Annotated in this window: 12 protein-coding genes, 1 tRNA gene and 1 rRNA gene; 9 read left to right on the top strand and 5 right to left on the bottom strand. The window is 56.2% G+C overall.

Annotated elements, in window-relative coordinates:
• A 5S ribosomal RNA gene (rrf, locus tag FY528_RS12100) occupies positions 1–112 on the top strand.
• 732 nt (positions 113–844) lie between these two features.
• Here the strand turns inward: rrf and FY528_RS12095 are convergent.
• Both FY528_RS12095 and FY528_RS12090 read right to left on the bottom strand, forming a co-directional pair.
• Positions 845–917, bottom strand: a tRNA-Met gene (locus FY528_RS12095).
• A 279-nt stretch (positions 918–1,196) separates the two neighbouring features.
• Entirely contained in the window at positions 1,197–2,945 is a 1,749-nt protein-coding gene (locus tag FY528_RS12090) for a BamA/TamA family outer membrane protein (RefSeq protein ID WP_187632103.1), read from the bottom strand.
• Positions 2,946–3,181: 236 nt separating this feature from the next.
• Between FY528_RS12090 and hemW the strand changes: the two genes are divergently transcribed.
• From hemW to FY528_RS12070, 4 genes are all read left to right on the top strand, one after another.
• Entirely contained in the window at positions 3,182–4,321 is a 1,140-nt protein-coding gene (gene hemW, locus FY528_RS12085) for a radical SAM family heme chaperone HemW (protein WP_149071271.1), read from the top strand.
• A 142-nt stretch (positions 4,322–4,463) separates the two neighbouring features.
• Positions 4,464–4,940: a hypothetical protein gene (locus FY528_RS12080; protein WP_149071270.1), complete on the top strand. Its 477-nt coding sequence runs from the start codon at positions 4,464–4,466 to the stop codon at positions 4,938–4,940.
• 12 nt (positions 4,941–4,952) lie between these two features.
• On the top strand, positions 4,953–5,678 hold the full coding sequence (locus FY528_RS12075; RefSeq protein WP_149071269.1) for an alpha/beta fold hydrolase: 726 nt from the start codon (positions 4,953–4,955) through the stop codon (positions 5,676–5,678).
• A gap of 30 nt (positions 5,679–5,708) precedes the next feature.
• A complete protein-coding gene (locus FY528_RS12070) occupies positions 5,709–6,488 on the top strand; it encodes a cyclase family protein (RefSeq protein ID WP_149071268.1) in 780 nt (259 codons plus the stop codon).
• Between the two features lie 65 nt (positions 6,489–6,553).
• Here the strand turns inward: FY528_RS12070 and rpmA are convergent, their stop codons facing one another.
• Both rpmA and rplU read right to left on the bottom strand, forming a co-directional pair.
• Positions 6,554–6,856 carry a 50S ribosomal protein L27 gene (gene rpmA, locus FY528_RS12065; RefSeq protein WP_149071267.1) on the bottom strand — a complete coding sequence of 101 codons (303 nt, stop codon included), beginning with the start codon at positions 6,854–6,856 and terminating at the stop codon, positions 6,554–6,556.
• 115 nt (positions 6,857–6,971) lie between these two features.
• Positions 6,972–7,277 (bottom strand): 50S ribosomal protein L21, encoded by a 306-nt coding sequence (rplU, locus tag FY528_RS12060; protein WP_149071266.1) that lies wholly within the window; start codon positions 7,275–7,277, stop codon positions 6,972–6,974.
• A 431-nt stretch (positions 7,278–7,708) separates the two neighbouring features.
• On the opposite strand from rplU, the gene FY528_RS12055 reads away from it, so the two are divergent.
• Positions 7,709–8,671, top strand: coding sequence for a ribonucleoside-diphosphate reductase small subunit (locus FY528_RS12055; protein ID WP_149071265.1), 963 nt, complete (start codon positions 7,709–7,711; stop codon positions 8,669–8,671).
• Between the two features lie 146 nt (positions 8,672–8,817).
• On the opposite strand, the gene FY528_RS12050 is transcribed toward FY528_RS12055, so the two are convergent.
• Entirely contained in the window at positions 8,818–9,102 is a 285-nt protein-coding gene (locus FY528_RS12050; RefSeq protein WP_149071264.1) for a GIY-YIG nuclease family protein, read from the bottom strand.
• Between the two features lie 424 nt (positions 9,103–9,526).
• Between FY528_RS12050 and FY528_RS12045 the strand changes: the two genes are divergently transcribed.
• The 3 genes from FY528_RS12045 to FY528_RS12035 all read left to right on the top strand — a co-directional run bounded on the left by FY528_RS12045 (position 9,527) and on the right by FY528_RS12035 (position 13,090).
• Positions 9,527–11,899, top strand: a complete 2,373-nt coding sequence (locus tag FY528_RS12045; protein ID WP_149071263.1) for a ribonucleoside-diphosphate reductase subunit alpha — start codon at positions 9,527–9,529, stop codon at positions 11,897–11,899.
• 86 nt (positions 11,900–11,985) lie between these two features.
• Positions 11,986–12,621 (top strand): hypothetical protein, encoded by a 636-nt coding sequence (locus FY528_RS12040; protein ID WP_149071262.1) that lies wholly within the window; start codon positions 11,986–11,988, stop codon positions 12,619–12,621.
• 139 nt (positions 12,622–12,760) lie between these two features.
• A complete protein-coding gene (locus FY528_RS12035; RefSeq protein WP_187632102.1) occupies positions 12,761–13,090 on the top strand; it encodes a DUF7668 domain-containing protein in 330 nt (109 codons plus the stop codon).
• Positions 13,091–13,093 lie beyond the last annotated feature (3 nt).

Raw genomic sequence — 13,093 nt, 5'->3', positions numbered from 1 at the left:
AATGGTGGCTTTAGCACGGGTGTTCACCTCTTCCCATTCCGAACAGAGTCGTTAAGCCCCGTTGCGCCCATGGTACTGCCTTCACCGGCGGGAGAGTAGGTCGCCGCCAACCTTCTGGTTTTTTCGAGCAACACCCCCCGCGTGCGGACACCCGCCTGAGCTTCAGGACGGCCCGCCCCGCGGGGGGTGTCGCCGTTTAAAGCCTCCACGCGCCCTAGAGACCCTAGGGTGCCCGGGCCGTGGAGGGGCGCGTGTAATGTGTCCATCTATAGTTGCACCTCTGTATAACTGCGTTCAGTGCCCAGCCATCGCGGGTAGCAGTTTACAACCTTATCTTATCAAGTGACACTAAGCGGCCGACAGCGGCCATCATGGGCTTCGGAAACATTCTTTCAAATAACGCACTTACCCCTCCCCTTTCTGGAAAAGGGTCTTACCACAGTATTATATAAGATGTGTTATGACTCAATGGGCAACCTGCTTGGCTCATTGAAGGAATTACCGGACAATCTGCAGGCTCGAGCTGATTGCCAATTAAGTTGTGTGCTCGTTATCAAGGCCCAGTTACGCTCTTCCTAGTGGCTCCATAACACTACGCTTTTTCAAAGGAGCTTTGAACTGGCTATTCGCAGCACGGCAGGTGGCCATCCTTTTATATGCTTGTTTTGGAGCACTAAGCATATGCTGTGGCTTAGAGAGATTTATAAGCAGTTCGTTAAATCAACAACACGCGCCGCTCCAAGTGGAGCGTCCTCTACGGACGGTTATTCTATATCACCCGTAGCACTGCAGTTGGCGTAAAAAACAAAAGGTCGTCTCCGTAAAGAAGACGACCTTTTCTAGGTAGCGGGGACTGGACTCGAACCAGTGACCTTTGGGTTATGAGCCCAACGAGCTACCAACTGCTCCACCCCGCACTGTTTGGTTCTGCAAATGTACGGCAGTTTCTGAATAAAGTATCATATCGAAGTTAAAACAATGGTTTAAATGCTTTATCCATTGATTATCAGGCACGTTATTTTCATAATAACTGCTTATTTGTCTACCGACGCAGTGTTCGATGGATTTCTCGACGGTGTTTTATTCTTGCAGGAACCTCAAGCCCTATTGAAGTACACATTGCGCGTAGAGTAGCACATTATCACTGCCTAATAGATAAATGCAGCAGTGCACCCATATCAGTACTTTATGGCTGCTCAAAAACGATTGGTGATACCAAAATGAATCTTAGAAGCATTTAGGGCCAGTTTCTGCTGCTCGGAGCGCCCTAGGGAATACACGAACTGAAATACGCCGGCGCCGGTACGGAAGCTTAGCCCCGCACCCAGCCCGGTGGGTGCGTCCTCGTAATAAGGCTGCGCTACAATGTCCTGCCGTAGCCAGGCTTGATCAGCGAAGAGAAAGACGTAAGCATCCTGGCCCGTGAACTGCCGGAATTCTACTGTGCCTACAGCATATTGATTAGCATAGAAATTCAACTCGTTAAAGCCTCGCAGGGTAGTAAGCCCGCCCAGTCGAAAAAGGTCGTTTAGAAATAGCCGTTTATTGAGCAAGGCTTCTCCCCTAACCCGGGTGAGCAAGACCCCGTTGCGCCCCAGCCGAAAATACTGCTCCAGGCGCAGCCCTAGCGTAACCTGAGTAGTGCGGAGGGCTACGCGCTGATAAAGGGTGTCGTTCAGCTCTGAGTTCTTGCTAATGCGCTTGTTGCCAATAGCCGCTTGCCCGGTAGCCAGGGTGCCCCGGCGGGGGAAGTAGAGGTCATCCAAGGCATTCCACGTGTAGTCGAGGCCGTAGGCATCGTAGCGGGTGTCGATGGTAGAGGGCAGCGCGGTGAGCAGCTTGTAGGTGCTATCGGCCAGAAGGCGGGAGCTGCGCCATTCCGTAAACAAAGCAACCCGGCCAGCGCTGGGGGTTGGGTAGGTCACTTGCAGACGGGGCCGAACCGTCTGGAAGGGGTTAGCCTGCGTTTGGCGGTAGAGGTTGAACGAGGCCCCCACTTCCAGCGGCGTCCCAAAAAAGCCCGGATGCACGTACTGCGCATCGAGTAACTGGGAGGCAGCATCCACTTTACGCCACTGCAGGCCCAGCTGCTTGCCGCCGCCCCGAATATTGCGCAGGTTGATGGTGACGTCGCCGGTGAGCTGCACCTTTTTTTGCCCGGTGTTGGTGGCTGTATTCGGCAAGATGCCCACAATGGCATCAAACTGGTTGGAGGGCCGGTCTTCCAGTAACAGGTATACGCGGGCTTTATGCTGGGCGAAGCGCACTTCGGGCTGAGCGCGCAGCCGCAGGTACGGCAGCTGGCGCAGCAGCCGCGCAGCCGCGTCAACGCGCTGCTGGCTGTAGGGCTGGTTGGGCAGGATCTGCAGGTAGCGGGCCAGGAACTGTTTGCGCGTTTTAGTGGCCCCTACCACCTCCAGCGAGTCGAAATACACGACGGGCCCACGCTCCAACACCACGCGGCCACTTACTTCACGGTCGGTCAGCGTTACGGAGTCCAGACGGACGGAGGCAAAGGGGTAGCCTTGGTTTTCGGCTTCGGCCAGGATGCGTTGCTGCAGACGGGTCCACTCGGCCGGCAGAAAGGGCTTGGCCGTGAAGAACCGCTCCCGGTAGCCCGCCCGTGTCAGCAGGGCGTCGCCCAGATTACCGCTACGAAGCTGGGCCCAGCGGAACTGCTCGCCCACGTAGAGCGTCACCCGTACGGTGTCCTGCTGCCAGCGAAGCCGGTCGGCGGAGGCCAGCAGGTACGCCGCATTCTGTATAGCCAGCACCAGCTCGCGCACCTCGCGCACCACGCTTAGGGAGTCGGGCAACACCAGACGGGGCCGATAGCGGCGCAGCACCGGCTGGTCGGCAGCGTCGGCTTCCAGCACCAGCACCCACGGCTTGCGCGCGGCTACGGGCAACACCGCTTGAGGCTTGGCTACGGAATCGGGCGGCAAAGGCGGCGATTGTAGCGCCGGTATACTGGGGCTGCTTTGGGCCCATACTGCAGCCGTACTACCCAGGAGCAGCCACAAAAATACCCCAAAAGCAAGCAAGCGGACGTACATTTGAGAAGGCAAACGCAAAAGCGCGCGTTTAATTTCCCGAAGGTAGGATGCTTTGCCAGCCTTTGTTGTTTCTCTTACCCCGCACGGCCTTGTGCTTACAATAAGGTCAGGTGCCGGCTTTTCTCATGCCTGGTCTTTACCTCCATATTCCTTTCTGCAAGCAGGCCTGCCACTACTGCGACTTTCACTTCAGTACCTCCATGGGGCTGAAAAGCCGCTTGGTGGAGGCCTTGGTGCAGGAGCTGGCGCTACGTCATTCCTACCTGGGCCCGAATGCTCAGGTAGACACCATCTACTTTGGGGGCGGCACCCCGTCCCTGCTCACGGCCGCCGAGCTGGATCAGCTATTTGCGGCTATATACCGGCACTTTGCGGTAGCGGCGGATGCGGAAATTACCCTGGAGGCCAACCCCGACGACCTTACGCCAGCCAAGGTGCGGGAACTGGCAGCTTCCCCCGTCAACCGGCTCAGCATTGGGCTGCAGAGCTTCCATGAGCCTCACCTGCGCCTGATGAACCGGGCGCACTCGGCTCAGGAGTCGGGCGCGGCCGTGCGGCTGGCCCAGGATGCCGGGTTTGAGAATATTTCGGTAGACCTGATTTATGGCGTGCCGGCACCCGACCACCAGATCTGGCAGCAGGATATGGCCGCAGCGTTTGCGCTGGGTGTGCCCCACCTCTCCTGCTACGCCCTCACCGTAGAGCCAGGCACGGTGTTTGGATACCGCCAGGCCAAAGGCAAGTTCCTGGCGCCACCCGATGAGTTTGTGGCCCAGCAGTTCGAGCAGCTCCTGACCCAGATGCGCGCCCACGGCTACGAGCAGTATGAAGTGTCTAACTTCTGCTTGCCGGGCCGCGAGTCACGCCACAACTCGGCTTATTGGCGCGGCGTACCCTACCTCGGGCTAGGACCCAGTGCCCACTCGTTCAATGGCCATTCCCGGCAGTTTACCGTAGCCAACAATCCGGAGTACGTGCGCGCCGTGCTGGACCGGGGCGAGGTGCCAGCCACCGTGGAGCACCTGTCTAGGACCGACCGGGCTAATGAATACCTGATGACGAGCCTGCGCACAGCCCGGGGCTGCGACCTGGCTTACCTACGTGACGCTCTGCACACCGATTTGCTGACGCAGCAAGCCGACTACCTCCAGCGCCTGCAGGCGGACGGCTTGGCTACTCTGCAAAATAAGGTCCTGACCCTCACCGACCAAGGCAAGCTACTCGCCGACCACATTACGCTGTCATTGTTCCAGGCTGCCGAATAATCTGCGGTTTTCAGGCCGATGGTGGCGTTTACGGCCGTATAAGTTCTATTTTGTAGCCTTATCATCTGCCTTTTCCCGCGCTGCTACCTTCGGGCGAAGTGTGCCGCCGCGGGCAGAGGCCTTTTCTATTCCCCACCTTTGTATGAGACGACTGATTGACGCACTAGCGGACGACACGGACTTCTTTGTGGAGCATGTGCAGCTCACAGCGGTGGTGTTCGACAATACCGATGACGTCACCATCTGGGCCACGACGCTTTTCGATCAGGAGCTGCACTTCTTTCACCTGGGCCTGCAGTTTCAGCAGCTGGACTTGCTCCTGCGCCTGGCCGGCGACCGGGCCGAGGCCTTGCAGGAAGAAGTGGCGGAGGCCCTGGCCACCGTTACGGAGTGGCCCTGCCTGCTGGAATACACCCGCGAGGAAAAGCCCCCGATTGACTTGGATGGGGTAGCCCTCAAGCTTTCCTGCACCTACCCGGCCGATGCCCCGTTCGAGGAAGAGGACGAAGACGCCGAACCCGCCGAAGCCGAGGACGACAACGAGGACGCCGACTACGAAGCCTCTATGCCCCATAACATCTTCTACCTGGAAGACGTCTACCTACGTATCGAACCCTGAGTGCTTTTTGGTATGGCTGCGTCCTCGCCCCTATTCTACCTGCTTCCTGGTTTAGGCGCCGATGAGCGGGTATTCCAGAACCTGCAGCCCCTGCTGCAAGGTACCGCGCACGTGCTTCCCTGGCTTACGCCCACCACGGGGGAAACGCTGCCTCGCTACGTGGCCCGGATGGCGGAAGGCGTAGACCCCACGCAGCCCTGCATCCTAGTCGGCGTATCATTTGGTGGATTGGTGGCCCTGGAGATGCGCCGGATTCGGCCTTTAGCCCGGGTCGTTTTGATATCCAGCATTCCCGATGCCAGCTGCCTCCCTCCCCTACTCCGCCTGATTCGGAACACGGGTATTTACAAGCTGTTCCCGCCCCAGTGGCTTAAGCTGCTTCCCCGAGCCGGCCAGTGGTACTTTGGGGTAAAGAATGGGCGGGAGTATGAGCTGTTCAAGCAAATCCTCCGCGACATGGAGCCCGTGTACACCCGTTGGGCCATTGACCAACTCTTGCGGTGGGACAGCACCGACACCGGCGGCCAAAGTCTGCAGATCCTGGGGACGCAGGACCGGGTATTTCCCCCAGGCCCCACACCCGTTGATTATCTTATCCCCGGCGGCGGCCACTTCATGGTCTTATCTCATGCCCCCGAAATCAGCCGGGTACTCAATACACTAGCAGAAGAGCCGTCGTCACAAGCAGCAAGTCGGCTGCCAATTTCAGATGGTTCGACCACAGGCCAGAGCCGCTAGCGCCCTATCTCACCTACGTTCTTCTTTACAATGCTCCCCACCTACCCTTATCAAGGCCGCACTTACCAGTTTGACCCAACCCAGCCCTTGGATATTTCGCTGCCGCTGGCACCCGGCGAAGATCAAGTTAATTGCTTCTGGGCTGAGCCGGTGCAGATCGAGGTAATCCGGGTAGGCAACTTTGTGGGGAGTGTGGCCCAGGGTGGTAGCACCAACTACCAGCGCGTACACCTCACGCCCCACGGCAACGGCACCCACACCGAGTGCTACGGCCACATCAGCCCCGACCCAGCGGCCACGTTGGACCGCCACCTGCGCCGCTTTCTGTTCGTGGCGCGGCTAGTTTCGGTGGAACCACGCTTGCAGCCCAACGGCGACTTGGTGGTCTTGCTGGCTGATGTGCAGCGCGAGTTGGCAGGCGCCGTAGCCGAAGCCCTGATTCTGCGGACGCTGCCCAACGATTTGGCTAAGCGTACCCGTCATTACTCCGGTACCAACCCTACTTATCTAGAGCCTGCTCTGGCCCATTGGCTGGCCACTGAGCAAGTCGAGCATTTGCTTGTAGACCTTCCCAGCGTTGACCGGGAAGAGGATGGGGGCGAGTTGTTGGCCCACCATGCGTTTTGGCGGTACCCCCACGCTACGCGGCAAGCCGCAACCATCACGGAGCTCATCTTTGTGCCCGAGGCCGTGGAGGACGGTCTTTACCTACTAAATCTGCAGGTCACCAGCCTAGTGCTGGATGCCAGTCCGAGCAAACCGGTTTTGTATCGGCTTGTTGATCCGGAAAATACCACTCGCAATAGCTGAACGCACAAAAGGGCCGTCCTTGCGAACGGCCCTTTGTCCTTATTTCGTAGGCGGTGACGCTTACCTTACTCGGCCGAAACCGTAGCCGACGTGGTTACGTCAGCGGCATCTCCCTCAACGGGAACAACCGATACAAACGAACGGTCTTTGCGGCCCTTGCGGAACTGCACCGTACCGTCAATCATAGCGAACAGCGTGTGGTCCTTGCCGATACCCACGTTCTGGCCGGGGTGGTGCTTGGTGCCGCGCTGACGCACGATGATGTTGCCGGCAATGATATCCTGCCCGCCGAAGATTTTCACGCCGAGACGCTTGGAATGCGATTCGCGGCCGTTGTTGGAGCTACCGACGCCTTTCTTGTGTGCCATGGTATTATTTAGCTTTTAGCTACTAGCTGTTGGCTGTTAGCTTTTGAGAAAAAGAGCAAAGCCAGTCAAACCGAAAGCTAACAGCTAGCAGCCATTAGCTAACAGCTCAGACAAACTAGCCGATGCTGTTAATCATTACTTTGGTGAAGTGCTGACGGTGACCGTTCAGCTTGCGGTGGCCCTTGCGGCGCTTCTTGTGGAACACCAACACCTTGTCGCCCTTCACGTGCGCCAGGATAGTGCCCGTTACGGCTACGTCCAGCAAAGGCGCGCCGATGGTCAGCGTACCGTTGTTGTCAGTCAGCAGGGCTTTGCCCAACTCTACCTTGTCGCCGACGTTGCCAGCCAGCTTGTGGGTGTAAACAAATTTATCGGCTTCGACCTTGGTCTGCTTGCCAGCTATGGTGACGATTGCGTACATCGGCGTCTTCGCGGTTTCTAAAAAATGGGAAGGCAAAAGTAGAAGGTCCCTTCCACATTTCCAAACCTAACTCATTAATCGTCATTGCACCAACTCGTTTATGCTTTGCTGAATACCGCTGGAGAAGACGCGCAAGCAGGTACGCGAATAGAAAATTTGTGGATAAGTTGCATTGTCCACACATAAAATGTGGAAAACTTTTATTAACAGGCAGCGGCTCTTCCACAACGCCAATACTCAGCTGCTTAGCGTCATGCGCAAAATTTAACACACAAAAAAGACCGCTGAGGGTTTACTCCCGGCTTATCTTTGGCTTCCGGCCCTTGGTTTCGCGACACCGCAACCGCCTAAAACAATCTGGCTTGGCGCGGGGTTGGCAACCCGACCTGCGTGGGTTCATTTTCTACGATCTACATCCTACTTGCTTGCCTATGGAACCGCTACTCACCGAAAACCCCAACCGCTTTGTGCTCTTTCCAATCCAGCACAACGACGTGTGGCAGATGTATAAAAAGGCCGAAGCTTCGTTCTGGACGGCCGAGGAAATCGACCTTTCCCAGGACCAGAAAGACTGGGAAAACCTCAACGATGGGGAGCGTCACTTTATCTCCCACGTGCTGGCATTCTTCGCGGCTTCCGATGGCATCGTGAACGAGAACCTGGCCGTGAACTTTATGCAGGAAGTGCAGATGGCCGAGGCCCGCTGCTTCTACGGCTTCCAGGTGATGATGGAAAACATCCACTCGGAAACCTACTCCCTGCTGATTGACACCTACATCAAGGACCCCAAGGAGAAGGACCGCCTTTTCAACGCCCTGGAAACGGTGCCTTGCGTGAAGAAAAAGGGCGAGTGGGCCCTCAAGTGGATCAACTCCGAGAACTTCACTGAGCGGCTGATTGCCTTTGCCGCCGTGGAAGGCATTTTCTTCTCGGGGTCGTTCTGCTCTATCTTCTGGCTGAAGAAGCGTGGCCTGATGCCGGGCCTCACGTTCTCCAACGAGCTGATTTCCCGCGACGAAGGGCTGCACTGCGACTTCGCCTGCCTGCTCTACGAAAAGCACCTGCAGAACAAGCTGCCCGAAAGCCGCGTGCACGACATCATCAAGGACGCCGTGCAGATTGAGCAGGAGTTCGTGACCGACGCCCTGCCGGTGAACCTCATTGGCATGAACGCCAAGAGCATGAACCAGTACATCGAGTTTGTGGCCGACCGCCTGCTGCAGAGCTTGGGCTACAGCAAGATCTACAACGCTACCAACCCCTTCGACTTCATGGAAATGATTTCGCTGCAGGGCAAAACTAACTTCTTCGAAAAGCGCGTGGCCGAGTACCAGAAAGCCGGCGTAATGAGCGAGCGGACCGAAAACGCCTTCTCGCTGGACGAGGATTTTTAAGCTCGACTAACTCATAAAAACGTCTGTCATCCTGAGCGTAGCGAAGGACCTTTTCACGTCAGCACGACTTCGTACCAACGACTCGTACTAGCGTGAGAAGGTTCTTCGCTACGCTCAGGATGACAGGCGTTTTTTATGGACTTTAATTAACCTGCTTCCAAGAATTTCCACTGTGCATTTTGGGTGGCTATCAGCGCTTCTTTCTTTGCCCTGGTCCAGCCTTTCAGCTCCTTCTCTCGGTCAATAGCAGCCCTGCTGTCCGTGAACTCCTCGAAGTACAGTAAGTGGTAGCAGAAGTATTTACCGGCAAAGGTTTGGTTGCTTCCCCGAGTTTCGTAATGCTGCGCCAGCCGATTGTGCAAGTCGTTGGTGATGCCAATGTACAGAACTGAGCGGGCTAGATTAGTGGTAATATAGACGTAGTAAGCCATAAGTAATCTGCGCGTTATGGGGTGAAGTATGTCATCCTGAGCGCAGCGAAGGACCTTCTCCCATTAGACTAGGTTGTCGGTACGAGGTCGTTCCGGCGTAAGAAGGTCCTTCGCTCCGCTCAGGATGACAGGCGAGTTTATAGTCTCACCTAGCCTACCAAATTCCCGGCACAACCGCAACCCGATTTTGCCCCGGTGCAGAACCTTTTTTACGCCATTTCACTGCAGGCAAAATCGGCGAATTTGGGGGCGCCAGGGCCATGTGGAAAACTTTCTGTTGGACTATAGCTTGAGGCATCTAACAAGGCTCGGTATATTCCGGTCCATATCGGCGCGGGCCCGGAATCCCGAGCGGGCTTGCTAGCCTGCTTAGCAGCTCCGGGCCCGCGCCGCCGTATCCTTCACAACCTCACACACTTCGCCCATGCTGGTAATTAAGCGCGACGGTCGGCGCGAATCCGTCAAGTTCGATAAAGTCACGGCCCGCATCGAAAAGCTCTGTTACGGGCTCAACATGCTGTTCGTCTCCCCCATTGAAGTTGCCAAGAAGGTCATTGATGGTATTTACGACGGCGTGACGACCGTGGAGCTCGACAACCTGGCCGCCGAAACCGCTGCCTCGCTCACCACGCGCCACCCCGACTACGCTATTCTGGCCGCTCGCATTGCCGTGAGCAACCTGCACAAGGTGACCTCGAAGTCGTTTTCGAGCACCATGAAGCGCCTCTACACCTACGAGGACCCCAAGACCGGCGAAAACGCTTCCCTTATTGCCAAGGACGTGTGGGAAGTGGTGCACAAGCACGCCGCCCAGCTCGACTCGGCCATCATCTATGACCGGGACTACTCCTACGACTACTTCGGCTTCAAGACCCTGGAGCGGAGCTACCTGCTGCGCCTCGACGGCAAGGTGGTGGAGCGGCCCCAGCACATGCTCATGCGCGTGGCCATCGGCATTCACCGCGACGACATCGACGCGGCCATTGAGACCTACAACCTGATGTCGGAGCGGTGGTTTACGCACGCTACGCCTACCCTCTTCAACGCCGGCACGCCCAAGCCCCAGCTGAGCTCCTGCTTCCTGCTCACGATGAAGGACGACTCCATCGAGGGCATCTACGACACGCTCAAGAACTGCGCACTGATTTCGCAGAGCGCCGGCGGCATCGGGCTGGCCGTGCACAACGTGCGCGCCACGGGCTCCTACATCAAGGGCACCAACGGCACCAGCAACGGCCTCACGCCCATGCTCAAGGTGTTCAACGACACGGCCCGCTACGTGGACCAGGGCGGCGGCAAGCGCAAGGGCGCCTTCGCCATTTACCTGGAGCCCTGGCACGCCGATATCTTCGACTTCTTGGACCTCAAGAAAAACCACGGCAAGGAAGAGATGCGCGCCCGCGACCTGTTCTACGCCCTCTGGACGCCCGACCTGTTCATGAAGCGCGTGGAAGCCAACGGCGACTGGACGCTGATGTGCCCCCACGAGTGCCCCGGCCTCGATACCACCTTCGGAGCGGAGTTTGAGAAGCTCTACCAGAAGTACGAGAAGGAAGGCCGTGGCCGCAAAACCATTAAGGCGCAGGAGCTGTGGTTTGCCATCCTGGAAAGCCAGACCGAGACCGGCACGCCCTACATGCTGTTCAAGGATGCCGCCAACAGCAAGAGCAACCAGCAGAACCTAGGCACTATTAAAAGCTCCAACCTCTGCACCGAGATTATGGAGTATACCGACGAGAACGAAATTGCCGTGTGCAACCTCGCCTCGCTGGCTTTGCCCCGCTTTGTGAAGGAAGAAAACGGCTCTTTGGTGTTCGACCACCAGAAGCTATACGACGTGACCTATCACGCCACGAAGAACCTGAACAAGGTAATCGACATCAACTACTACCCCGTGCCCGAGGCTGAGCGCAGCAACCGCCGCCACCGCCCCATTGGGCTGGGCGTACAGGGCCTCGCCGATACCTTCATTGCCCTGCGCATGCCCTTCGAGAGCGACGAAGCGGCCGGCCTGAACAAAGACATCTTCGAGACCATCTACTTCGCGGCCATGACGGCCTCCAAAGACCTAGCCATCCGCGACGGGCACTACGAAACCTTCCCCGGCTCGCCCCTGAGCAAAGGCCAGTTCCAGTTCGACCTCTGGGGCGTGACGCCTAACTCGGGCCGCTGGGATTGGGAAAGCCTACGCGCCGAAGTTATCAAGCACGGAGCCCGCAACTCCCTGCTGGTAGCGCCTATGCCTACGGCCTCCACGGCTCAGATTCTGGGCAACAACGAGTCGTTTGAGCCTTACACCTCCAACATCTACGTGCGCCGCGTGCTGAGCGGGGAGTTTATGGTGGTGAACAAGCACCTGCTGAAAGACCTGGTGAAGCTGGGCATCTGGAACGAGCAGATGAAGCAGGCCATTATTGCCGCCAACGGCTCGGTGCAGGATATTCCCAGCATCCCGCAGCACATCAAAGACCTGTACAAGACGGTGTGGGAGATTTCGCAGCGCCGCATCATCGACATGTCGGCCGACCGCGGGGCGTTTATCTGCCAGAGCCAGAGCCTGAACCTGCACGTGCAGAACGTGAACTTCGGCAAGCTCACCAGCATGCACTTCCATAGTTGGAAGAAGGGCCTGAAAACCGGCATGTACTACCTGCGCACCAAAGCCGCCGCCGACGCCATTAAGTTCACGGTGCAGAAGCAAGCCGCCGAAACCTTGGAGCCCGTCTACACCGACCAGGCCGCCGCTATGGCCTGCTCCCTGGATAACCCCGACGCCTGCGAGGCCTGTGGGTCGTAAATAAGACGTCTTCTTCAAGCATTTAAAACGCCACCGTACCCAAATGGGCGGTGGCGTTTTGGTTTCATGATTGCAACTCTTGCTTTATGGATGACAATATCCTTTCAAATGGGCTCAATGAGTTAAGGCTTGCTGACGCAAACATTCTAAACTTAGCTAAACAGATGGTAGAGGGGCAAGACTTGTTTCCTCTAGATATCTTGGCTAATGCAGTACTTAACCGTTCATTAGCACTTATAAACGGTTTCATTGTGCTAGCTGAAGCTGATAATTACTTAGCAGCAATACACCTCATTAGACTTCACCTAGATAGTTTTCTACGCTTCGCTGCAGCATGGCAGGTTGATCAACCACACGAATTTGCTCTAAAAGTATTGGACGGTGAACCAATTCGGCAATTAAAAGACCGAACTGGCACTAAAATGACTGATGCTTATTTGGTTGGCATATTTTCCAAGGATTATCCTTGGATCAAAAGCGTTTACGATACTACTTCAGGCTATATACACTTGAGTGATAAGCATATTTACGCGTCAACCAGAATAGAGAAAGAGCAAAGGATGATGCATTTCTCTATAGCCAGGAAAGACCGTTTCCTATCACTTGACTTAAAAGTTGACGCAATCAACGGCATGATTGCAATTACGAATTGTATAACTCAATATGTAAATGGTTGGACTTGGACGAAGGCTAATCCAGATAAGCTCGATGAATTGAAATAACTCCTTAGTAACGCAGCAAGCCGTAACCGCGCCGCTCGCATGAGAGACAGGTCGAATTCTTTCTATCCCCGCCTCTACAGCTTCCACAGCCGCTGTTGCCCCGATGGCAGCTGGCTTGTTTTTGGGGTATCTTGCCATTATGAATCAGCATTTGTCAGCTTTAATGACTCAGGTGGTAATCGACCTTGTGAACGGCAACTATCAAAAGCTGGTAGATGAAAGCCAAGAGGAGCGACAAAAACCGGAATGGCTAGAAGAAGCTGTAAGACAATACCCGGGAAAGTTGACGCAGCCACCTGCGGAAGCTTTTGATGGTATGGATGTCTATGAAATTGACGGCACGCATCAGGTGCTAGCTGAATTCGATTTATGGGTGAACAATGAGCCCAGCGACTTAACGGTGAAGGTGCTCGTCTACCAACCCTATGAAAACATGAGGTATACAGTCTGGGACCTGCTCGTCATGTAATAT

Source organism: Hymenobacter lutimineralis, from assembly GCF_008271285.1.
Taxonomy (GTDB): domain Bacteria; phylum Bacteroidota; class Bacteroidia; order Cytophagales; family Hymenobacteraceae; genus Hymenobacter; species Hymenobacter lutimineralis.
Note: the sequence above shows the minus strand (reverse complement) of the source record. Positions and strands in the feature narration are given on the sequence as shown.

Excerpts from the sequence above, each read along its gene's own strand:
- rplU (WP_149071266.1), bottom strand. The coding sequence starts at position 7,277 with ATGTACGCAATCGTCACCATAGCTGGCAAGCAGACCAAGGTCGAAGCC.
- FY528_RS12070 (WP_149071268.1), top strand. The coding sequence starts at position 5,709 with ATGCTCCCCACCTACCCTTATCAAGGCCGCACTTACCAGTTTGACCCA.
- FY528_RS12075 (WP_149071269.1), top strand. The coding sequence starts at position 4,953 with ATGGCTGCGTCCTCGCCCCTATTCTACCTGCTTCCTGGTTTAGGCGCC.
- FY528_RS12035 (WP_187632102.1), top strand. The coding sequence starts at position 12,761 with ATGAATCAGCATTTGTCAGCTTTAATGACTCAGGTGGTAATCGACCTT.
- FY528_RS12055 (WP_149071265.1), top strand. The coding sequence starts at position 7,709 with ATGGAACCGCTACTCACCGAAAACCCCAACCGCTTTGTGCTCTTTCCA.
- hemW (WP_149071271.1), top strand. The coding sequence starts at position 3,182 with ATGCCTGGTCTTTACCTCCATATTCCTTTCTGCAAGCAGGCCTGCCAC.
- FY528_RS12045 (WP_149071263.1), top strand. The coding sequence starts at position 9,527 with ATGCTGGTAATTAAGCGCGACGGTCGGCGCGAATCCGTCAAGTTCGAT.
- FY528_RS12080 (WP_149071270.1), top strand. The coding sequence starts at position 4,464 with ATGAGACGACTGATTGACGCACTAGCGGACGACACGGACTTCTTTGTG.
- FY528_RS12040 (WP_149071262.1), top strand. The coding sequence starts at position 11,986 with ATGGATGACAATATCCTTTCAAATGGGCTCAATGAGTTAAGGCTTGCT.
- rpmA (WP_149071267.1), bottom strand. The coding sequence starts at position 6,856 with ATGGCACACAAGAAAGGCGTCGGTAGCTCCAACAACGGCCGCGAATCG.
- FY528_RS12050 (WP_149071264.1), bottom strand. The coding sequence starts at position 9,102 with ATGGCTTACTACGTCTATATTACCACTAATCTAGCCCGCTCAGTTCTG.